The sequence below is a fragment of the Alkalihalobacterium chitinilyticum genome, assembly GCF_029028005.1.
Lineage (GTDB): Bacteria > Bacillota > Bacilli > Bacillales > Bacillaceae_F > Alkalihalobacterium > Alkalihalobacterium chitinilyticum.
Window position 1 is genome coordinate 39,226 of record NZ_JAOTPO010000008.1, and the last position, 21,927, is coordinate 61,152.

At 36.9% G+C, this 21,927-nt stretch carries 23 protein-coding genes, 3 pseudogenes and 1 other annotated feature; of the genes and pseudogenes, 25 read left to right on the forward strand and 1 reads right to left on the reverse strand.

Features of this window, described 5'->3' with window-relative positions; all coding sequences use genetic code 11:
* The first annotated feature begins 938 nt into the window (after window positions 1–938).
* The 16 genes and pseudogenes from N7Z68_RS12515 (at window position 939) to N7Z68_RS12580 (ending at window position 12,682) form a co-directional block, all read left to right on the forward strand.
* Window positions 939–3,158, forward strand: coding sequence for a T7SS effector LXG polymorphic toxin (locus N7Z68_RS12515; protein ID WP_275118813.1), 2,220 nt, complete (start codon window positions 939–941; stop codon window positions 3,156–3,158).
* Between the two features lie 8 nt (window positions 3,159–3,166).
* On the forward strand, window positions 3,167–3,604 hold the full coding sequence (locus tag N7Z68_RS12520) for an SMI1/KNR4 family protein (RefSeq protein ID WP_275118814.1): 438 nt from the start codon (window positions 3,167–3,169) through the stop codon (window positions 3,602–3,604).
* Between the two features lie 38 nt (window positions 3,605–3,642).
* Window positions 3,643–4,212, forward strand: coding sequence for a hypothetical protein (locus tag N7Z68_RS12525; RefSeq protein ID WP_275118815.1), 570 nt, complete (start codon window positions 3,643–3,645; stop codon window positions 4,210–4,212).
* Window positions 4,209–4,922, forward strand: a complete 714-nt coding sequence (locus N7Z68_RS12530; protein WP_275118816.1) for a hypothetical protein — start codon at window positions 4,209–4,211, stop codon at window positions 4,920–4,922. Before N7Z68_RS12525 ends, N7Z68_RS12530 begins: the two co-directional genes overlap by 4 nt.
* Window positions 4,919–4,987 (forward strand): hypothetical protein, encoded by a 69-nt coding sequence (locus tag N7Z68_RS24370; RefSeq protein ID WP_373323143.1) that lies wholly within the window; start codon window positions 4,919–4,921, stop codon window positions 4,985–4,987. Before N7Z68_RS12530 ends, N7Z68_RS24370 begins: the two co-directional genes overlap by 4 nt.
* Window positions 4,980–5,102 (forward strand): annotated as a pseudogene (locus tag N7Z68_RS24375) (HNH/ENDO VII family nuclease); the annotation flags it as partial. The gene N7Z68_RS24370 and the pseudogene N7Z68_RS24375, both read left to right, overlap by 8 nt.
* Window positions 5,103–5,120: 18 nt before the next feature.
* Window positions 5,121–5,591: an SMI1/KNR4 family protein gene (locus tag N7Z68_RS12535; RefSeq protein WP_275118817.1), complete on the forward strand. Its 471-nt coding sequence runs from the start codon at window positions 5,121–5,123 to the stop codon at window positions 5,589–5,591.
* A 266-nt stretch (window positions 5,592–5,857) separates the two neighbouring features.
* Window positions 5,858–6,091: pseudogene (locus N7Z68_RS12540) on the forward strand (sugar-binding protein); the annotation flags it as partial.
* 14 nt (window positions 6,092–6,105) lie between these two features.
* Window positions 6,106–6,597: pseudogene (locus tag N7Z68_RS12545) on the forward strand (SMI1/KNR4 family protein).
* A 397-nt stretch (window positions 6,598–6,994) separates the two neighbouring features.
* On the forward strand, window positions 6,995–8,134 hold the full coding sequence (locus N7Z68_RS12550) for an alkene reductase (RefSeq protein ID WP_373323139.1): 1,140 nt from the start codon (window positions 6,995–6,997) through the stop codon (window positions 8,132–8,134).
* A 206-nt stretch (window positions 8,135–8,340) separates the two neighbouring features.
* The gene (locus N7Z68_RS12555) at window positions 8,341–8,610 is read left to right on the forward strand and encodes an AbrB/MazE/SpoVT family DNA-binding domain-containing protein (RefSeq protein ID WP_275118819.1); all 270 of its coding nucleotides are present in this window, start codon (window positions 8,341–8,343) and stop codon (window positions 8,608–8,610) included.
* Window positions 8,603–9,013, forward strand: a complete 411-nt coding sequence (locus N7Z68_RS12560) for a type II toxin-antitoxin system VapC family toxin (protein WP_275118820.1) — start codon at window positions 8,603–8,605, stop codon at window positions 9,011–9,013. Before N7Z68_RS12555 ends, N7Z68_RS12560 begins: the two co-directional genes overlap by 8 nt.
* Before the next feature lie 357 nt (window positions 9,014–9,370).
* On the forward strand, window positions 9,371–9,814 hold the full coding sequence (locus N7Z68_RS12565) for a HEAT repeat domain-containing protein (protein ID WP_275118821.1): 444 nt from the start codon (window positions 9,371–9,373) through the stop codon (window positions 9,812–9,814).
* A 158-nt stretch (window positions 9,815–9,972) separates the two neighbouring features.
* Window positions 9,973–11,418: a DEAD/DEAH box helicase gene (locus tag N7Z68_RS12570; RefSeq protein ID WP_275118822.1), complete on the forward strand. Its 1,446-nt coding sequence runs from the start codon at window positions 9,973–9,975 to the stop codon at window positions 11,416–11,418.
* 201 nt (window positions 11,419–11,619) lie between these two features.
* Window positions 11,620–11,820, forward strand: coding sequence for a cold-shock protein (locus N7Z68_RS12575; protein WP_275118823.1), 201 nt, complete (start codon window positions 11,620–11,622; stop codon window positions 11,818–11,820).
* Between the two features lie 343 nt (window positions 11,821–12,163).
* Window positions 12,164–12,682 (forward strand): DUF2232 domain-containing protein, encoded by a 519-nt coding sequence (locus tag N7Z68_RS12580; protein WP_275118824.1) that lies wholly within the window; start codon window positions 12,164–12,166, stop codon window positions 12,680–12,682.
* A gap of 65 nt (window positions 12,683–12,747) precedes the next feature.
* Here the strand turns inward: N7Z68_RS12580 and N7Z68_RS12585 are convergent, their stop codons facing one another.
* Entirely contained in the window at window positions 12,748–14,154 is a 1,407-nt protein-coding gene (locus tag N7Z68_RS12585) for a PQQ-dependent sugar dehydrogenase (RefSeq protein WP_275118825.1), read from the reverse strand.
* 246 nt (window positions 14,155–14,400) lie between these two features.
* Window positions 14,401–14,653 (forward strand) — a binding site (T-box leader).
* 45 nt (window positions 14,654–14,698) lie between these two features.
* On the opposite strand from N7Z68_RS12585, the gene N7Z68_RS12590 reads away from it, so the two are divergent.
* The 9 genes from N7Z68_RS12590 (at window position 14,699) to N7Z68_RS12630 (ending at window position 21,618) form a co-directional block, all read left to right on the forward strand.
* Window positions 14,699–15,694 carry a tryptophan--tRNA ligase gene (locus tag N7Z68_RS12590; RefSeq protein WP_275118826.1) on the forward strand — a complete coding sequence of 332 codons (996 nt, stop codon included), beginning with the start codon at window positions 14,699–14,701 and terminating at the stop codon, window positions 15,692–15,694.
* A 120-nt stretch (window positions 15,695–15,814) separates the two neighbouring features.
* Window positions 15,815–16,066, forward strand: coding sequence for a hypothetical protein (locus N7Z68_RS12595; RefSeq protein WP_275118827.1), 252 nt, complete (start codon window positions 15,815–15,817; stop codon window positions 16,064–16,066).
* Between the two features lie 341 nt (window positions 16,067–16,407).
* On the forward strand, window positions 16,408–17,082 hold the full coding sequence (locus tag N7Z68_RS12600; RefSeq protein WP_275118828.1) for a hypothetical protein: 675 nt from the start codon (window positions 16,408–16,410) through the stop codon (window positions 17,080–17,082).
* Window positions 17,083–17,432: 350 nt separating this feature from the next.
* Window positions 17,433–18,389, forward strand: coding sequence for an alpha/beta hydrolase (locus N7Z68_RS12605; protein WP_275118829.1), 957 nt, complete (start codon window positions 17,433–17,435; stop codon window positions 18,387–18,389).
* Between the two features lie 458 nt (window positions 18,390–18,847).
* On the forward strand, window positions 18,848–19,132 hold the full coding sequence (locus N7Z68_RS12610; protein WP_275118830.1) for a hypothetical protein: 285 nt from the start codon (window positions 18,848–18,850) through the stop codon (window positions 19,130–19,132).
* Between the two features lie 471 nt (window positions 19,133–19,603).
* Window positions 19,604–19,885, forward strand: a complete 282-nt coding sequence (locus N7Z68_RS12615) for a hypothetical protein (RefSeq protein WP_275118831.1) — start codon at window positions 19,604–19,606, stop codon at window positions 19,883–19,885.
* Between the two features lie 426 nt (window positions 19,886–20,311).
* Window positions 20,312–20,602, forward strand: a complete 291-nt coding sequence (locus N7Z68_RS12620; protein WP_275118832.1) for a hypothetical protein — start codon at window positions 20,312–20,314, stop codon at window positions 20,600–20,602.
* A 342-nt stretch (window positions 20,603–20,944) separates the two neighbouring features.
* Entirely contained in the window at window positions 20,945–21,391 is a 447-nt protein-coding gene (locus tag N7Z68_RS12625) for a YaiI/YqxD family protein (RefSeq protein WP_275118833.1), read from the forward strand.
* Window positions 21,392–21,426: 35 nt separating this feature from the next.
* On the forward strand, window positions 21,427–21,618 hold the full coding sequence (locus tag N7Z68_RS12630; RefSeq protein ID WP_275118834.1) for a hypothetical protein: 192 nt from the start codon (window positions 21,427–21,429) through the stop codon (window positions 21,616–21,618).
* The last annotated feature ends 309 nt before the right edge of the window (window positions 21,619–21,927 follow it).

The window sequence follows — 21,927 nt, forward strand, 5'->3', positions numbered from 1 at the left end:
TTATAATCGAGATACACTTCATAAGTAAGAGGAGACTGTTCTATTAGAACTAGCAGTCTTCTCTTTTTGTTATTTTTTCATCAAATCATTTTAACCAGAAGCTAGAAACCAGTAATGATTATTAGTTGTTTTTATTCTTATTACCAGGAGATCACAGGTACTTAAATCTAATAATAATATCAAAGCCGTCATGCTAAAGGTGGTCGATACAGATGAATAAAAATAACTTTGATGAGGTGTGTCTCAATGCAACAGGTAATGCTCAGAGTTACTACGGTATGAAGTGTTGGACATGATAAATGAAATTGCTGTCAAAGCCGCTTATATATGAATGAACGCGATTTTTACGTCACTCAGAAGCCCTTATTTGGTTGGAAAAATCAATTTTAAAGCTGTTAGGTAACTGAGAGGCTCTTATTATCTATGAATCTCGTGAAAACCATCGTGATTTTGCTAAATAAGGGCCTCTCGAGTCCCTATGAGTGGAAAATTATTGATTTTTAGAGGAATAGAGGCTTCTCAGTGCCCTATTAAGAATGATGGAAGATGGTTGATAAAGGGATGTTGTATGACTTTTGACCATTTTGAAAATGAATATATCAACCTATGTTATCCAATATATGCCATTATCTATAATGGAAATGAATTACATTGAAGGGTACATAGGGGAAAAGGGTAAGATTTCATACGGTGTCCTTCTGTCATGTATACAAGGTACAATCTACTAAAAATAGCCACCAGATCTTGGAGTGCAAGATGATGAGAGGCTTGCGAGTTGAAGTCGATGACTCATGAGGCTCCTTGCGTTACACGTTTTACTAAAGAAGAACGGACTTTCAATAATTTAGAGCCGTGGTAACGACTCGTCCGTCAGATTTAAGAAACGTGTTTGGGCGGTTTTGTTAGTATACAGTATCTTTTCTGGTTGGAGGTGGACAGTGACGAATTTAAAAGTCAATCTTTCGGAAGTGCATCGCTTTGCGGAAGAACAGAAAAGAGAAATGAATGCTCTGCGTGTAGGATTAAGGGAGGTCGAAGCGAACATCGATGAGATCTTAGCGATGGAGACGTTTAAAGGAGAAACGGCCAAGGCAGCTAAGACGTATTTTCGTGAATATCATCGAACACTCATTCGAGCATTTATCGGTCTCTTCATTCAGTTAGAAAGAAATATGGACAAACATTTAAAAGATTTTCACACCAGTGTCGACTCCGATGACCGAGCGGTGCTGGAGCAAGCCTATATAGAAGACCAAGAAGACGAAATTCAGCGGATGTATAAGCAATTAGACGAAACTTCAAAGGATATAAATGGTATAATTAAAAGTGTCTCTGACCTAACTTTGGCAACATCTCCGTCCTTTTCACAAGTAATTCATCGAAAAGAGGAGACCTTAGAAGTTACGTCAACCGTTACGGAGCAATTCGTAGCTTTTACGAAACGAGGGAAATCTGACCATCACCGCGTACAAGAGGCGATGACTGAAATTGAAGCGTTAATGAAGGCAGGACAAAAGCAATCTGTTCAATCTAAAACACTAGACTGGTTTCACGTTCAGCTACCCACTGTTCAGTCACTCGTACAAGAGGCGAAAAAAAATCAGGCATTTTCGGCTGTTCTTTCCAACGAGTTGTTTAGTCAGCAAGTCGCGAAGCAAATGTATCGCGCCAATGCACAAGTCGGCGGCGTAGCATTAGGACTTTCGCAATACATAAAGAAGGTATCATTTGATGATCAACTCAGATCGGGACAAGGATGGTTTGCGCACACACCATTAGGTCGCACTTTACTACATTTCCGCCTAGACGCAAGGTATCAATTTCTGTATTCGTTTACGACGAAGGTTCCGATGGCTGCAGTTGGCTCGTCTAGCTCTATCGTCAAAGAGAATCAAACGGCTTCGATCGCTAGTCGCTCTGTCGCTGGGGCCACCAAATCATGGTGGAACCAAACGATCACCCATCAAATCGACCTTAGTTTATTGAGAGTAGTTGCACTTGCTTTTGTAGGTATACCGTCCTTAAGAAAGAATTCTACCGTTGAATCAGCAGCAACCGCTGAAACGAAAACCACTCAAAACCCAGTTGTGAAATCGTTGAATAGCTTCAAGGAAATTGGCGACTCATGGTGGAGTGGAATGAAGGAAAGAAGTGATAAGAGCCTAAGTTCATGGTATGATTTTTCTAATTACATATCATTGGGTTTAGTGGATGGGGCTGCAGGAACTTGGGAAGGGATGCAGACCCGTTACGGCCAATTCCGAGACGATAAAAGCATGTCTACCTTCCTACACTATGTTACTATGGGCGGAGATGAGATGGTCGTCGGAGCGTTTAACCCCGATGATCCTTTTTCAGCGGATCATTGGCTAAATAGTCTCGGAGTATTTGGGGTTGTGGCCGGTGGTGGTGTAGCCGGAACGACAACACGAGGTGCGGTAAAAGGGCCAGGAGCGAATTCCGGCGGTCACGATGTGCTAGGAAGTAATCTAAGCAAAAGTCCGAGTGCTTCCGTTGTTACGAAAAGTGTAGATCAACTATTTAATAAGATCCCTCATGTCCAAATACAGACGAATATTCCAAAGGTTCAACCTGCATTTCAGCCAGCGCTTTCAGGAATGCCTGGGAACATAAACGGATTCCCTCTAGATACCCATGCGTTTATGGGAGAACTGCGACGCAGCGTGATTATGAAGGTTGATGGGAATGGTGGTAATAAGGGTAGGGGTGAACTTAATAAGGATTTAGCAAAAGCTTATCTGAGGGATATAGAGGCTAAAACTGGACGAATGGTTAATAAAGAGCAGATTCATCTTATAAAAGAAGCCTTGAGAAACAAAAACTATGAAAAATTGACACCAAAAGAGACAGCTAAGCATAGAAGCAAATTTACATCGAGCTTGAAAGATAAATTGATTGCAGAATGGGAAGAAAAAACCAACCAAAAGTGGCCAAGATATACAGAAGAAGTGTTGGATAAGAATGGAGAGGTTGCTCGGAGTATCGGTCAACCGTATGATGCTCATCATATCATAGAGAACAACTTTGGTGGCCCTCATGAGTGGTGGAATATTCATCCAGCAAAATATCCTAACGAACACCAAGCAGGGATACATGGAAAGGGATCTCCATCAGGTAAACTTTTTCCAAGGAGGTAAAATAGCATATGGCTGATTTTGAATTTATTAATGAGCTAGAAAATAAAACTTATAAGGTACCTGAAGATGATATTTTAAAAGCTGAACAAAGAATGGATATCAGTTTTCCAAGTGATTTAAAACAGTTATATTTAGAAGTTGGTTATGGTTTTATTAAAGGTCAAACTGATAATGCAATAAATAGAATAATGGGACCAGGGGCTGTAGCAGATATTAGATTAAGAGAAGGTATTTTTGAATTTGACCCAGATTTAGATGAACTTTTTGATGATGAAGATAAACTTATTTTTTTTGAAGTAAACGAGGGTGTTTATATTTCAATAGATTTACAATTAATTAATAATCCAATATTCTATTTCGATATTCAAATAGCTGAATCGTTAGAGGATTTCTTTAAAAAGTTTCTCAATAATAATGAATATTATATAGATTTAATTGAGGATTAGGCTTAATTGTAGAAGAAGTAAAAATTAATTGACCTTGATTGGCTATGATCTGCCTTTCAAGGTTTCTTTCTTGTGGAATACCTAGAATTTGTGAACTGCAATTTTTACGTAACTCAGAAGCCCTTATTTGGCAGGACAAAAGCAATCTGTTCAATAAAACACTAGACTGGTTTCACGTTCAGCTACCCACTGTTCAGTCACTCGTACAAGAGGCAAAAAAAAATCAGGCATTTTCGGCTGTTCTTTCCAACGAGTTGTTTAGTCAGCAAGTCGCGAAGCAAATGTATCGCGCCAATGCACAAGTCGGCGGCGTAGCATTAGGACTTTCGCAATACATAAAGAAGGTATCATTTGATGATCAACTCAGATCGGGACAAAGATGGTTTGCGCACACACCATTAAGTCGTACTTTACTACATTTCCGCGTAGATGCAAGGTATCAATTTCTGTATTCGTTTACGACGAAGGTTCCGATGGCTGCAGTTGGCTCGTCTAGCTCTATCGTAAAAAAGAATCAAACGGCTTCGATCGCTAGTCGCTCTGTCGCTGCGGCCACCAATCATGGTGGAACCAAACGATCATCCATCAAATCGACCTTAGTTTATTGAGAGTAGTTGCGCTTGCTTTTGTAGGTATACCGTCCTCAACGAAGAATACAAAATCTTTCTTTATAGAGCTTACGCATCCACAACGTCTTTTTCTTCGAGTGGCCTTATCGCATGTCACATCAGCAGCAGGCCCTAAATCGGAGCAAAGGCTAGAGACAGAAAAAGAAGCTATCCTAGAACAAAACAGCGTACAGATGAGTGAAGAAGAAATACGGATGATTGAAAACTATTTAAGAGACACTTCACAGTTTGTATCAGCTGACTCGAGCGTCACACCAGTGGATTATGGCAAGCCTCACTTTGATGACTACCGAAAAGTACTCGGAAACCCTAACTCAGATGTCGGTATGTTGGCAGGTGGACATCTAACAACAGGGGTAACAAACTTTTTATTGGATGATATACTTACTCTGACCAACCCAGAAGCAGGTCTAGGAGAAAAAGCATTAGCCGCGGGCTTCATACTCGTAAAACCTGCCAAGATCGTCGACAAAGGCCTGGACTTGAGTAGAGTAAAGCGTGTAGATGGTGGGGGTAAGGGTATAGATAATGGTTATAATTATTGGAATAAAACTACTCATTTTAAAAACATGAAAGTTTATCAAAGAGATGATATTATAAATCCAAATATGAAAGATTCACGAGGTAGAACTAACCATGAAAGAATGAAGAAGGGATTAGTCCACTTGGTCCAGATGGAAAGTCTATAAACCTTCATCACACGGCACAAAGAAATGAAAGTTCGATAGCAGAGGTTACACAGACATTTCCATAAAAATAACAGTTCTGTAATTCACATCAATCCTAATACCATACCTTCAGGTATAAATAGGTCTGAGTTTAATAAATGGCGAACTGATTACTGGAAAAATAGAGCCAATGATTTTTAATGTTAAAGGGGGATGAAGATGAGTGTAGAAAATTATCAAAAAGCAAAGGAAATTATTTTGAATGAAGAAGAGATTGCTGACTTTGTAGGAGTTCGTAAAGAAGAATTAATTAGTTTGGCTGAAGAAAGATTAGGGTTAAAGTTTACTGGTTTATTTTTTGATTATTTAAAGACATTTGGAGCAGGTAATTTCGGAGCACAAGAAATTTATGGAATTATTAATGCTGATTTTAAAAATTCATCAGTTCCAGACGCTATATGGTACACTTTAACAGAACGAAGGGAAATTAATCTACCTGATAATCTGCTAGTTATATATGATACTGGGAGTGACGAAATATTTTGTTTAGACTATAATCAGCTTGATGATAATGGAGAACCAAAAGTAGTATCTTTTGTTGCTGGAGTTGACTTAGAGAGTCAAACATATGAAATTATTGCTAACGACTTTGGTGATTTTTTATTAGACTTAGTTAAGCAAGAAGTATAGAGATGAATAACCTTGATTGGCTATATGCCTTTCAAGGTTTCTTTTTGGTTGGTGGGTAAAAGCCCGAGTGCTTCCGTTGTGACGAAAAGTGTAGATCAACTATTTGATAAGATTCCAAATGTCCAAATACAGATGAATATTCCGAAGATTCAACCTGCATTTCAGCCAGCGCTTTAAGGAATGCCTGGGAACATGAACGGATTTTCTCTAGTCACATATGCGTTTATGGGAGAACTGCGGCGCAGCTGGTTGTGAAGGTTGATGGGAATACACCAACAGTTGCACTAACAAAAGAACAACATAATGCTACAAAAGCAGTTTATAGACAGTGGCTATATGAAAAAACTGGTAATAAGGTTTAAGGTAAAATTGATTGGCAATCAGTGTTGTCAAGGGAAATACAACAACTGACAGAAAGAATGTTTGATGCTGCAAAAGTCCACAAATCAGCCAGACAAGAATATTATAACTACTTTAATAAATATAATTATCGGGAGTGAAGCAGATGTAACAGATTAAGCAGTTGGTCACACAAATAAAAACGTTACCAAATTGTCGTATCTTTGAACATACTGGGTTACCCATTATTGACGAAACAAAGCATATTTTACCTAATGATTTAAAAGAATTTTATAGTCTCTGTGGTGGCTTAGTTCTATTGAAAATGAGGAATATCCAATCTATTTCGTGTCTCCTGAAAAGTTTATATTAGCAAATCCAATAATTGTGGGGGAATTATGCGAAGTAAATATTTCATCTAATTGGTATATTATCTGTAATTATGGAACGGATGAATACTTAACTATTGACCTCAATAAAGACAGGTTAGGTAAATGCTATGATGGCTTTTTTTGACCGTCATGGACTTGTAGGTGAGTCTCAAATAATAGCCACATCTTTTACTGATTTACTAGAGCGACTATTAAATAATAAAGGTCAGTATTGGTATTGGTTAAAAGATGATTTTATCTGTCTAGGTGATGCATATGATGAAATTGATAGCTAAGTTATTTTATTAGAAAAAATTGTCCTTGGTTGGCTGGCTACATGCCACTCAAGGGCAAGTGAAAGATGGATATAGCTTGAAATATCAAGAAGATGAAACTAGAGCATATTATAAAGAAAAAGGCTTGAACTTGATACATATTTTTAGAGGACAGGGTGGGCTTACAGGAGATGTTAGCTCACCTTTCTTCTACCAGTCCAAGCAACCAAATCATGGTAGAATCAAACGATCACCCATAAATGTTGTCACTGTAACATTTTTTATAGAAATCTCTAAGGGGGCTTAGAGTATCACTTACATAATGTCATTTCATTGACAAAAAAATCAGAAAAGAAGTATGATTATTCTAAATTTAATAACAAATTATAGTGCAATCAAAAGTGAGGAGAGAATTGATATGAGTCAAGGGGACAAAGAAAAAAATAAAACTGTGGCTTGGATAAGACTACCTACAGCCACTAGCAATTGGGCAAACTTGGATAATCCTTCAGATGCAAAGCTGTTAGAGCCCGTAAAGATAGGGGCTTGGAATCTTCAAAGCCGTACAGCGATGGCTCCGATGACTCGGTGTTTTGCCGATAACGAAACGGGTGTTGTCGGGAGCGATGTAGTAGAGTACTATCGAAAACGAGCTGCCGATGGGATCGGATTAATTATTACTGAAGGAATAGTCGTCAGCCCTCGTGGCAAAGGAAACCCAGGAGTTCCTGGATTATATTCTCAAGAACAAATCGAAAGCTGGAAACCTGTAACAGATGCTGTACATAAGGAAGGTGGCACGATAATTGCTCAGATCTGGCATGTCGGTCGTTTAAGCCACCATGAACTTGCTGGAAATCTACCTCCTCAAGCACCGTCAGCGATCCGGGCTGAAGGAAATGTGTCACGGTTTCGTAAGCCCTATGATACACCGGAAGAGATGACAATCGATGATATTCAAGAGGTAGTTGGTCAATATGCCCAAGCTGCAAAAAATGCAATAGAAGCAGGATTTGATGGCGTTGAAATTCATGGGGCGCACGGTTATTTAATCGATCAATTCTGTTCAGATGTAACGAACAAACGCACGGATCGATATGGAGGAGATCTCCCAGAAAGACTAACTTTTATGAAAGAAGTTACAAAAGCTGTGATCGATGCCATCGGAACGGACAGAACGTTAATTCGCTTCTCCGCACATAAAGTGGATAATACGGCTTATGAATGGGAAGATCCAGAGTTAGCCATTCACACGTTTATTGAAGCATTCCGTGAAGTGGGTGCGACGATGATTCATCCTTCCACCATGGAGTTTACGAAGGTGCTTGCTGATGGAAAAACAATGCATCAATTAGCTCGAAAATATTGGGATGGTGTGATTGTAGGAGTGGGTAACCTTGAACCTGAAGCCGCTGAAAAAGCATTAATGGAAGGAACGATCGATGTAGCCGCTTTCGGACGTCCACTAATTCCTAACGCGGACTTTCTTACACGTTTAAAAAATGGCGACGAATTGGAAGAGTACGAAGCAAGAACGCACTTGCCCGTTTTGGTATAAATCATAGATAGATTTTGAAGCAAGGGGGCGGTCCTCTTGCTTTTTTTTGTTTTGATTTGGGGTCAGGCCTCCACTGTGTTAATGCCTTAACGCATCGGAGGTCTGACCTCTTTTTTCACGTTTATTATCAGATATGTTTGAAAAATTTAATAGTAATACATATAATAAAAAGTAATACTAATAAACAAGTAAGAGGTGAAATTGAAATGGAATTAGTTAGTGGGAAGATGACGAGTAAAGGACAAATTACAATACCAAAGGAGCTTAGAGACAAGTTAGGTTTAAGAGAAGGTGACCAATTTAAATTTTTAATAGAAAACGATGAAGTGAGAATAGAACCGGTTAAGAAAAAATTATTAAGTCAAGCCATTGGAAGAATTACTACTAAAGAGGAAATAAACCTTGAAAAAATAAGAGAAGTTGCTCACGAGGAAGCGTCTAAATATATCCTATCTGAGGGATTGGAACATGAATAAGTTTCTAGTTGATACCAATGTTCTTATTCGGTTGCTAGTTAAAGACGATCCTATTAAATTTAAAATTATAGTGAAACTTGTAGAAAAGGTTGAAAAAGGTGATTTAACTTTAGTAATCCCTACTGTCGTAATTGCGGAGTGTTGTTGGTTGCTAAGGTCTTTCTATAAGTTGGAAAAACCAACAATATCTGAATATCTATTAGATATAGTTGAATCTGAAAATGTTGAAGTAGAGGAAGATCATGTAATCACTGCACTGAAGATATACGCTGATAAAAATGTTCATTTTGCTGATGCCTTACTATCGAGCAAATCTGACAATAAACTTGGTGTATTAACTTGGGATAAAAAGGATTTTAGGAAGTTGGAATGTGAATACTATATTCCAGAAGATTTATTGTAGTTGCACATTACGAGAAGGATTTGGGATTCGAGGTCTGCCCCCCACTAGAGTAAAGTATACCGCTGCTGGGGACAGGGTCCGTTTACCAATAATTCGTGAGCGAATATCTAAAAACAATTGAACCTCGCCATTTCCTATGTAAAAGATCTCTCCTACCTGAGTGGCAATAAACAACCGCTCCGTGATGCTGAAACTTAGATATTATAAGCTGCCAGTCAATAATTACAGGTGACTGGCTCAGAAGCCATTACGTGCTCCCTTTATGATTGAAGCGTGTATGTAGAAATGCAATAAAAGGTAAAATATTTGTAAGAGTTTGGGCGAATATATATATAAAGAGAAGAGGGGGTTAATGATTTGAGTAATTATGAAGAAAGAACAGATTTACCTGCCAATTTTGATGAATTAAAAAAATCCATCAACAGAACAGCCAATTGGCGGGAACGATTGGACGCGGTAGAAGAGTTAGGGATGTGGAAAGCAAGAGAGACGATTGAATTATTAAAGCACAGTATGTCAGGTGATTCTGTATTTAAAGTCCGGGAAGCTGCTTACCGTCAACTTCTAGCCTTAGGGGAACAGGTAACAATGCCGGAAAGGAAGGAAGGCGATGCCATTAAAGATACGAAAAAAATCCTTGTTCGTATAAAAAAGAGCCTGCCTAAGGATCACTCCTATGATGATTTCAAAGAAAAACTGAAAAAGATGAGAATCGATGTGTATGATACATATGAAGGAGAAAAGGGTGCGGATTTTGATAAGTGGCTTGAGCAGTTGTGGTCTGAATTACGAACGAGATAAAATAAAAGTCAGCTCAAAAAGCTCCTTTTTAGAGCTTTTTCTGAAAACAGGGTCTATAATTAAAGTCTGTGTTTAAGGGCAATGTTGATTTTTATCATGTTGTATACATTAACTATTAACAAAACCTTAAAAGAATTTATAAAAAATGGGGTTAGTGTATGAGTGAACGAAGCTTTGATGAATATCAGTTAAGCGATGAAATAAATCGCGCACTTTCTATAATGAAATATGAAACGCCAACAGAGGTACAAGGGGAAGTAATTCCACTAGCCATGAAAAAAGAAGATCTAGTAGTCAAATCTCAAACGGGTAGCGGAAAGACGGCAGCCTTTGGAATCCCTATTTGTGAAATGATGAATTGGGAGGAAAGAAAGCCCCAAGCGTTAATTCTCACACCAACAAGGGAACTTGCCGTTCAAGTTCGGGAGGATATTACGAATATTGGTAGATTTAAGCGGATTAAAGCCATGGCTGTATATGGAAAAGAGCCCTTCTCGACACAAAAAGAGGAATTGAAACAAAGAAATCATGTTGTTGTTGGGACACCTGGGCGGGTAATTGACCATATCGAAAGAGAAACCTTAGCATTGGATGAAATTCAGTATCTTGTTATTGATGAAGCAGATGAGATGTTAAATATGGGTTTTATCAACGATGTCGAAGCGATTATTAAAGCACTTCCTGCCAGCAGAGTGACGATGGTGTTTTCTGCAACGTTGCCTAAAGATGTGGAAAATCTTTGTCATAAATATATGGAAAACCCCCGGCATATTGAGATAGCGTCTTCAGGGATTACTACTGCTTCGATTGAACATCATTTAATTGAGGTTAACCCAAAAGAGAAGTTAACGCTCCTTAAAGATATAACCGTAGTGGAAAATCCAGACAGTTGTATTATATTCTGCAATACGAAAGAGCATGTGGATACGGTGTTTTCCGAACTAGAACGCGCTAATTATTCTTGTGAAAAACTTCATGGTGGATTAGAGCAAGAAGACCGATTTTCCGTCATGGATGGTTTTAAAAGGGGGAATTTCCGTTATCTTGTGGCAACGGATGTTGCTGCTAGGGGTATTGATGTTGACAATGTAACATTAGTCATTAACTATGACGTACCTATGGAAAAAGAAGGCTATGTTCACCGTACAGGAAGAACAGGGCGCTCTGGTAATGAAGGAAAAGCCATTATGTTTGCCACACCAAACGATGGGAAATACCTGAAAGGGATCGAGAAGTACATTGGTTTTCCAATACCGGTCATGGAGCCACCTAGTGAGGAGGAAATTACTAGAGGAAAAGCTGCTTTTGAGGAAAAAATGAGTGGCCGTCGAGTCGTTAGAAATAATAAAACAGCACGGATAAATAAAAATATTATGAAGCTCCATTTTACTGGTGGGAAAAAGAAAAAGCTTCGACCAGTAGATTTTGTTGGAACAATTGCTAATATTCCTGGGGTGAGTGCTGAGGATATTGGGATTATCACGATCCAAGATACGTTAACCTATGTTGATATTCATAATGGAAAAGGTTCGTTAGTGTTAGAAGCAATGGAAAATACAACGATCAAAGGAAAGAAACTGAAGGTTAGTTTAGCCATTAAATAGTTAAACTTGTCCTAATTATCCTGATTATTTTACATACTAACACTTTCAAAATTTGACTTTTTTAAATGTAAACTGTATTATTAAGAAGAATTATTTTGTTCGTGTCTTTAAGGAAAGAATTAGTATATAACTATTTCACTTGGATAAATGAGCAATAATAGTATTAAATAGTGGAACAGATCCACACAGGAGGAAACAAACATGCAACAAGGAACAGTAAAATGGTTTAACGCAGAAAAAGGATTTGGATTTATCGAGGTAGAAGGTGGAGAAGATGTATTCGTACATTTCTCAGCTATCCAAGGTGATGGGTTTAAATCTTTAGATGAAGGCCAAAAAGTAACTTTTGACGTTGAGCAAGGTCAACGTGGACCTCAAGCTACTAACGTAAACAAAGCATAATTATTAAAGGACTCTTTTATAGAGTCCTTTTTTCTATGTCTGTGTGACTCTTCGCTGCAAGCTGAATTTTTAATTAAGGAAATTGGTATCAAAAAAGATGCCTAATAAGGCTACTGGGTCTGACCTCCACTAGAGTAAGTATTACTGCAGCGGGGGACAGGCCCGCTTTCGTAAAACGATACTTATTAATAAACAAATCAAAGGCCTGAGCTGAGCCCAGCTCCCTTTTTTTGTAAACCCTCCCTATTTTCTGCATAAATTAAAAGGAAGAAGTGATTGGAGGGGGAGTATAAAATGAAATACCGTTTCTTTTTTGAATTAAGAGGATTTGGATTAACTTAACATGATGATGAAAAAACACTTAAACCATCATTTGCAATTAATCCATGCAGCTATTTTAAGTGCAATAGCTGCCATTCTCCAGTCAGCAGGTGGGTTTGTTCCGATTGTAGGACTATTGATAAGTCCATTTGCCACGCTCCCGATCCTACTCATAACCATCAACTCTTTCCTATACGGCATGATGAGCTACTTCACCACGATAGTATTATTAATGTTTATGCAGCCATCCGAGTTATTTATTTTCCCGTTTACGACTGGTTTACTAGGTTTGGCTTTAGGAGTAGGGATTAAGCTTATGAAAAGGAAAATCTCGATTATAACCTTGGGCGGACTTGTTTTATTTTTAGGGATTTTACTGTTAATTTATGTTATCAAATTTCCTATATTAGGACCATCTGTTTCAGCCGGTATGGATTGGAGAATGGTACTGATACTTATCTCATTTTGCTGGCTTTATGCCTACATTTGGGTTTTATTCACGCAATTTTTAATGAAAAGATTTAAATTTATTATGAGATAGAAGGATAACGGGGAAAAGGAACGGCTCTCTGCATCGGAAGCAAAGAAGCGTTCCTTTGTTTTAAATCAAGGGACAATTTCAAATACAGTCCCTTGGTTCAAGTCTGTTACTTTCATAGAGTTATATACCCCTAAATAAAGATTAGTTTGGGCAAAATTCGTTCCTAAACCCATATAGTAAGCTGGTTGAGATCCAAAATCATAGGTAGGTTCAATTACGCCCCAATCACTAAGTTTCCCATCAAACCTTATTTTCGTATAAGCTAACCCGCCCCTAACTGGAGACTCTGTTTGTTTATTCCGAGCCAAATCGGTAAACACAAGGCTTCCTGTTAAATCTGGTATTGTGTTACTCATATATGGTTGGACACCAGTAAGTGCAGTGCCTTCAAATTTATCAGGCCTAGGGTCTTGATGATAATAACTCGTTAAAGGAGGAAGACGATTTTCTGAATATTTTAGGGCTTCTTTGTAAAAAGCCATCGTTTTTTTATCGAGAGAAGAATTTCCTGGGCATTCCTCTAAAATTGCAGTTGGAAAAGCTCCTTCCCATCCTCTCCAACCGAAGTTGATCAAGCCCATAGGGTCCGATTTCGTTGAATAAGACTCAACCAGTTGTTTAACAGGGATTGGCTGATAGGAAACATATGAAAAGATGGACTCTACTAAATCTTGGCCGACATTTCCCACATACTTAATATACTGATTATCATACCTTTGAAAAGAAATACCTGGGGCATTACGAACTCCTTTGGCTACTACCGTTAACGCTTCCTGAATAGGACCTGGAAGTTCATCAAAACGAGTGACAGCAGGTAGATCATTGGTGAATGTTTTAGTCACATCCATTTCAATAATTTTACCGGCTATTTCCATGTTATCCTGGCTTAGATTAAAAGGATCAAAGCCTGAGCCCCCATCTCCAGTAGTTAGTACAAGCTTCCCTGATTCAGGTGAAAAGTTTAAGCTATTGAAACCATTATGATTAAAAAATGGCCTTCTCAAATGAAGTAAAGTTCTACGTTTTTTAGGATGACCATTGGTCTGTATCATCCACTCTTCCACTGTATCAATGTGATCGTATTGATTATTTCTATCTTCCCATCTTAAGTTTAGGGTACTTGGTTCACACGGGTCAGGTGTAAAAGAATTAGGAAGGGCACCTGGACCTTGAGTACCAGCGACTGAATAATGAAGATAAAATACACCGTTATAATAAAATTGAGGATGAAATGCTAGACCTAATAATCCTCGCTCGTCATATCCGCCAGAAGCACCCAAGTTAATAATTCGTGAGCGAATATCTAAAAACAATTGAACCTCATCATTTCCTATGTAAAAGATTTCTCCTACCTGAGTGGCAATAAACAACCGCTCAACCGTGTCTCCCGGTAAAATCGCTGTTTTCAAAACAGTGGGTAAATTAATGTTCTCCACAAGTGGCCGTAAACCGACATTCACATTCTTCAACATCCCTCACTCCTTAAATTGGTTTTCTCTTATTAAGATATGATAAGTCTTATTTTAATTAGTACTGTGGAGGGGGAAGCATCAGAGTTTTGGATCTGACCTAAACTAGAGTAAAGTATTACCGCAGCGAGGGACAGGCCTTGTTTTACGAAGCAGTTTAGTTGAGAAATTATTATAAATTGATAATGTAGTAATTTTTATTTCTACTTGACCTTTTCTATTCCATATAATAGTATTATTTCAAATATAAAATAAGCAATGATGAAGAAAAGTAGGCTTTAGTATCGTTATCAGAGAGCTGATGGTTGGTGTAAATCAGTACGTGATAAAGTTGAATGGGCTTCTGAGCTTCTAGGCTGAAATGATAGTAGGCTTAGCGGATTGTCTTACCGTTAAAAGAGACTACGTATCGAAACATTATTACAGTTTCCGTACGGACGACAAGTGCGTTTATTTATTGTGAACGAATTAAGGTGGCACCACGGGGTTACTCGTCCTTTTATTAGGATGGGTAGCCTTTTTGTGTTACAAAAAAATGGAGGTTATTATGAATAAAACAATTTTAACTGGTATTAAACCAACGGGTCAGATTCATTTAGGAAATTATATAGGTGCGATTAAACCTGCCCTTGAATTAGCAAAAATTCCAGAATATCAAGCGGCATACTTTGTAGCTGACTATCATGGATTAACGAAAATCCATAATGCCAAAGAGTTTAAAGAACTTTCATATGGAATAGCTGCTACTTGGTTAGCGTTAGGTTTGGACCCAGAAAAAGTGATTTTTTATAAACAGTCTGATGTACCTGAGATATTTGAATTAAACTGGATTTTAGCATGTTTTACCCCAAAAGGATTAATGAATAGAGCGCATGCATATAAAGGTATGGTTGAAAGTAATAAACAAATGGATAAAGATTTAGATTACGGTGTAAACATGGGAATTTATACGTACCCCATTTTAATGGCAGCAGATATTTTAATGTTTAAAACCAATGTTGTTCCTGTTGGAAAAGACCAAATACAACATGTTGAAATAGCTAGAGATATCGCAGAAACCTTTAATCATAATTATGGAGATACTTTTGTTTTACCTAGTTATCAAGTACAAGAGGAAACAGAATTACTTCCAGGATTAGATGGGAGAAAAATGAGTAAGAGTTATAACAACACGATTCCTCTATTTGAAGAACCTAAGAAGTTGCAAAAACTAATTAATAAAATAAAAACAGATTCACTTCCTCCCGAAGCTCCAAAAGACCCAAATACATCTATTGTTTTCACACTTTACAAAGAGTTTGCTGAAGCTAGCGAAATAGAAAAAATGAGAGAACAATATGTAAATGGTATTAGCTGGGGAGAAGCAAAGGAGGAGCTGTATAATGTCATGAATAAATTCTTAGAAGAACCAAGGGAGAAATACAAAATGCTAATGGAAAACCCTAAAGTTATAGATGATATATTATTGAGTGGTGCAGAAAGAGCCAGAGCCGTAAGTAAACCGTTTCTGAAAGAAGTTAAGGGTAAAATAGGATTTAATTAAGGTGTTGATTTTCAACTAACGGATGCTTTAGTAGAAATAATATCTAATATGCTGGTTTGGTGTTTGATAAAAGTTTTCTATGATTAATTAGAGGTATTTGAAATGGAGGTGGATAGGTTAATGAGGAAGCTTAATGGATTTGAGACAGAGTTAATAAAAAGTATAATTCATGATGGGCAGTCATTGGTCGAAATGAATGGAAAAAAATATTATTTAACTTTAATAGAAGAAGTACAAACCACAGTCCAAGAAGATGTTGATGCTGATTCCGAGTTGAAACAAAAGTTACTTCAAGCAAAAAAGGATATATTAGATGGAAAAGTTTATTCAACTGATGAAGTATTAGAGATGATTGATCAAGGTGAATTATAAATGATTATAAAATGCACCAATCAAGCATTAGAAGGATTTAGCAACATTCAAAGTCAACACTTCACTTTAGAGGAGACAAAAGAATATTTTTTAAGCATTCTAGACAAAAGCGTTAGCTAGGGATGACATCTAAGTACTAGTGTCATTCATAGCTTATTTTTTTGCGTTGCATTATTGTACTAACGGGTTCAATAGCTATTATTTTATTCAAAGCTTAAACGTTAATACTGTAATAGAGGTTCGGGTTGTCACAGTGAAGGATTATTTATAGGAAAATATAACCAAAACTAGTTTTGTTATGGTATATTAGTAGATGGAAAAATATACAAGGGGGCAATACTATGAGAAAACTTTCTTTAATCGTATTATCATTAGGGTTAGCGGTATCACTTGCGGCATGTGGTTCGGAGGCAGAAGAAACAACTGCTGACGGAAGTATGCCAGATACTGAAAACGTAGAGGAAAGCGCAAGTGATGAAGATGAAGAAGCTGGTGCTACGGAAGAGGAGTCACAAGAAACCGAAGCTGATAATGGATGGGAAACGCAAGTAGGAGAAACCGTTGAAAACGAAGGTGGAGCGTTTACCCTTATCGCGCGTAACGATCAAGTAGAAACGCAAGAAACGGGTCCAATGATCTTAAATATTCCGCAAGTAAATGCAGCATCTGCTAAGTTAAAAGGGGATGTAGCGGAATTTCTAGAAACGGAAGATATCGAATATATTCAGATCGATATGGAAGTTGAAAATACCTCGGAAGATACAATCACTTTCTATCCGGCGCAAGCAACGATCACAACGAATACTGGAGAACAGCTTGAGTCTGATATATGGTTGAGCGATCATATCGATGGTGATTTTTTCGGGCAAGTAAAACAAGAAGGCTCACAGTATTTCATTTTAGAAAAGTCGAAAGCTGAAGAAATTGAGTGGGTTCGTATATTAATTAGCGCACCATTAGATGAAAACTGGAATAGCCTCGGGGAAGATTTAGACTTCCGCGTTGAATTAAAATAATAAGCCGTAAGCATAGAGAAGAGAGAATGTATTTTTTTACATTCTCTTTTTATTACTATGTTACTTGCATTTTAAATTTGTCATTTCAAAGACTATTAGCATCCAAATCTAAGCTAGGAGTCTTTAGTGGGTCTGCGCCCGGCTTTAAAAAGCATTACTGCAGTGGGGTAGTTTACAGACCTCGTTCATCTCGACAAATCTCGGGTTGTCACAGTGAAGGATTATTTAAATAGGAATAAGTTGGTTTGAAACACTACACAAAATTTTCAATATACTAAATGAATGTCTTTGGATATAATATTATCATTATCAATAATTATAATATTATATTGCTATTTAGAAGGTGCTTTATGATGAATAGAAGAGAAGAACGAATTAAGATCAAAGGAAAAGCCTTGTTAGGTGCGACAGTCTCGTTTCCTGAAACGAGTGAACAAAAGGTTCCAGCCGTTTTAATAATTGCTGGTTCAGGCGCAGGTGATCGGGATGGGAACATGCCTAATTTACAACTTAATCTTTATAAAATGATTGCAGATGGATTAGCTGACGCAGGATTTATTTCCCTCCGCTATGATAAAAGAGGTGTTGGGGAAAGTGAAGGAGATTTAAACAAAGCTGGCTTATGGGATTTAGTGGATGATGCTGATAGTGCATTACAGTTTTTAAGAAATCATACTAATGTTGATCAAGATCAAGTATATGTACTAGGTCATAGTGAGGGAACTATGCTAGCGACAGCTCTTAATGAAAGAGCATCACTAGCGGGGTTAATTCTTATCGCAGGCGCTGCTGATACAGTAGAAGAAGCGACTAAATATCAGCGAGAATTAGCTTACGAAGAATTGAATAACGAATCAGGAATTAAAGGTTGGTTAATTAAAAAATTAAAAATAACAGATAAAGCAGAAAAGAAAACTCAAAAGGTTTTCGCTAAAATGTCTAAGAGTAATAAAGATGAAATTCGGGTTCAACTTTTTGCTAAGCTACCAGCTAAATGGTTTAGAGAGCACTTCGAATTTGACCTTTATGGTTCAATGGGAAAAATCACTTGTCCTGTCCTTGCAATTAATGGCACTAAAGATTTACAAACAAAAGTTGAAAATGTCTATAAAGTACCTGAACTTGTTAATGGGCCATCGGAAATACATGAGGTTGAAGGGATGAATCATATTTTAAGGTATCAAAAAGGTGATGTTTCGATCCAAAAAGTAAAAAGTGCATATCAAGCGCAAGCGAGTGAACCATTACATCCAGACTTAATGCAGATCATTACGAATTGGCTCGAGAGTAATTGGGTAGGGAGGTAAAAAGTGGAAATGGGTATCTGGGGGTCAGACCCCTGCTCTTTCTAGAGATATTTGAAATGGAGGTGGATAGGTTAATAAGGAAGCTTAGTGGATTTGAGACAGAGTTAATAAAAAGTATAATTCATGATGGACAGTCATTAGCTAGGGATGACATCTAAGTACTAGTGTCATTCATAGCTTATTTTTTTGCGTTGCATTATTGTACTAACGGGTTCAATAGCTATTATTTTATACAAATCAAAAGGAAATTAATGGTATAATGAGGTACAAATCTATCTGCTTGGTTAAATCACATTTTCTAGAAATTCCTCAAGGTCAACCACATTATCACAGCACATTAGAAATTATACCTAAAAAAACCAATGCATGATCTATGTTTCCTCAACTAAAAGAAGAGATTTAGTGGAAGAAGAAATAGTAGATAGAATAAAACAATAAAAACATTAGGAGTGATAAAGTTGAGTATGAAAGCATTTCATATATACAACATTCTTATTTTGCTTTTATTATTAACTTTTAACGCCTTAGCCTTATTTGGGGCTGGAATGAGTGAAGGTGGAATATATCCCTATATGTGGTTTATTACTGGGGTTTCCTTTGCATCTTGGGTTTTCTTTTATATTATTCAATTTGTACGCCCCAATAAGGTTTGGAGAATTTCTTGGTTCCTCATTATGGTAATAATTTTATTTTTATGGGAAACAGGTCTTGGTTCAAAGGTTGGTCTAATGATTTTTAACTAAAGGGTGCTATAGCGTAACAAGGGCTATCGCTTATCGTGATAACGCGCAGAAGAGTTTAAAAAAGGGAGGGGATTTTATTCATACAATTATAAATAAAATTTCAATTGCAGTGATTTTACTGGTTCTAGTTTTATTTTTGGTAGAAAAATCTATTTTAGGATTTAATTTTTTAGGAGTTATTCCTTTTGTTTGTTTCTTCTTAGTAATTATATATATTAGTAAATTAGAAAAAAACGCTGAAATTGATAAAAAGGTCAAAATAATTGGTTGGATTTGTTTTTTTGCAACTGTAGTTATAGGACTATTGCTAATTCTTTCGCTTCCTGAACTTTTTAACGCATCTGGTTTCTAAAAACATCCTTAACTAACGGGAGTGTCGTCGTAACAGATGCTATCGCTTGTGACGAAGTAGAAGAGTTCAACAAGCATTTTGTAATTTATGGTAAAATAAAACAAAAAGGTGGTGATACTTTGCAAGTTAAAGAGTATGGTTTATCAATTGTTTTAAATGCATTTTTAGCTTATTTATGGTTAATATTTATTAATCACAGCGTCAATCTTGTAAATTCGATGAACAATTCATCTATTATGGGTGCATTTATGATAGGGATAGGTACTGCACTATTCTTTGAAATTGTTCAGAGAGTTACTCCGTTTAATAAATATAAATTATCACACCCTATAAACATTACAGGGGTAGCCTCGTTTGTATTAGTGGTAGTAGTTAACTATTTAGGGTTTAATTTAGTGTAGGCAAAAAACGTAGCTGTGTTATTAGCTACGTTTTTTATTAACGGAGGCGTTCGAGCTGTGTTCGGGGCCTGTCCCCCATTAGAGTAAAGTATTACGGAGCGGGGAACAGACCTAGTTTTTCTATCTTATTACGTAGTGGTTGAGATTAGATTAACAAGCATAGGAATACGTGGCTAAAAGTGGTGAAATACCGGAACTTAACCAAGGCTGGTTTACTGCGATTGCCTAGTTTCGTAGGTTTTGTGTAGTCCGCTTATTAGCGGGCTTTTTTGCGTTTGAGTGAATTATTCTCCATTAACTCCGAGGTTATTTAACTGTACATTAAATGAGCAGATTAAAAATGTAAGAGTTATGTAAATAGGATAATATTGCATATTTAATGTTCTTTTTGTAAAATAAGAACAAACGTTCCCTTGGAGGGGTTTCATGATTGAATTAGGTACGTGTGATAAATGCAATAGGACTGGTAGAGCTAAAAATTTAAAACATAAGTATGGTCAAAAGTTATGCCCTGACTGCGATTATCGCAGGTACTTCATTATGTTATACTTCTTTGAAGGTGTAACTAAGATACTGCAGGTAATGGATACAAAAGAAGGAAAGATCATAAAGGTCTTAGATGAAGACTATATTAACGGCAATATGGACACTGAGATGAAAAGAGATTTAGATGAAGATTACGCATCGAAGGTATTAAATAAGAAACCATATTATTAAGAGACTTTAAACTACTCGGTGTACATACGGCAGCTGGAGAGAAAAGTCTACAGATTAACGCCTGGGTCGAAAACGGGTGAGAATAAAAAAATTATATAGTTTACTGGATCTTGGAAGTAATCTAAAGATACTTAAAAAGCAGATGATTTAGCAACCTATTATGTGGGCATTTACATTTAACGACCATTTGCCAACACAATTCTTAAAGTATAATATGAGGATAGAAAAATACAGTAAAAGTAAGATATTTTGTTTGTTTTTAAACAAAAGTCACCAGTCCCTTTTTTAGTTGAAAAAGATTAAGTTTATTAGTAAGTCTAACTTCTTAACAGGAGGAGAAAGATGAAAGTTTTTGTGGATGCAGATGCTTGTCCGGTGAAAGATATTATTATTTCTGAAGCAAGGAATTTTGAAATTCCGGTTATCCTTGTTACCAGTTTTTCTCACTTTTCTAATGTAAAACAGCCATCAGGAGTGGAAACCATTTATGTTGATTCTGGAGCAGATGCTGCAGATTATCGGATTGTGAAGTTAGTGGAAAAAGGAGATATTATCGTGACGCAAGATTATGGTCTTGCGTCGCTTGGTTTAGCAAAAGGAGTTATCGTCCTCCATCAAAAAGGATTTAGATATACAAATGATAATATCGACCAATTATTACAAACACGTTATTTAAGTGCAATGGCTAGAAAAAGTGGACAGCGAACAAAGGGGCCAAAGCCTTTCACAACAGAAGACCGGGAGCAATTTAGGGATCTTTTTAAACAGATTATTTCTCTTGAAAATTAGGCTAAACTCAGAGATTCAGAAAGGAGATAAATATCTTGAAGTATATAAAATCGCAAATGCAACAACTAATAAAGGAAAATAAAGAACTGCATACGCGCTTTAAAGAACTGAAAGCTGAGCATGGTCTTGAAAAAAACAATGCTCTCAAGGCCTTGTACCATTCAGAAGTTGCGGATGGAGGAAAGTATCAGGTACCTTACCAAGCACTTACTCAGCCCAAAAAGTAGACTCTATATTCTATTTATACTTATTAAAATCTGATATAAATGTTGGATGGTTATTAGTGGATAAAGTTAGTGACCTAATATGAAGTAGGTTGCTGCATAGTACAACGATACTGGTTAATAATATATATTTTAAAGCGATCACTAAAGTGGTCGTTTTTTTGTATTTGACTAGATACTGCGCAGTATAGCCCTACCTTTTATGAAAAAATGTAAAAATTAAGCTAAAGAGCCAAACCGGAAGTCAATTGGTTTCTTAAACATTTGGGGGAATTTATAATATGTTGTTCAATTGAATGGCGGTGTTTTAAA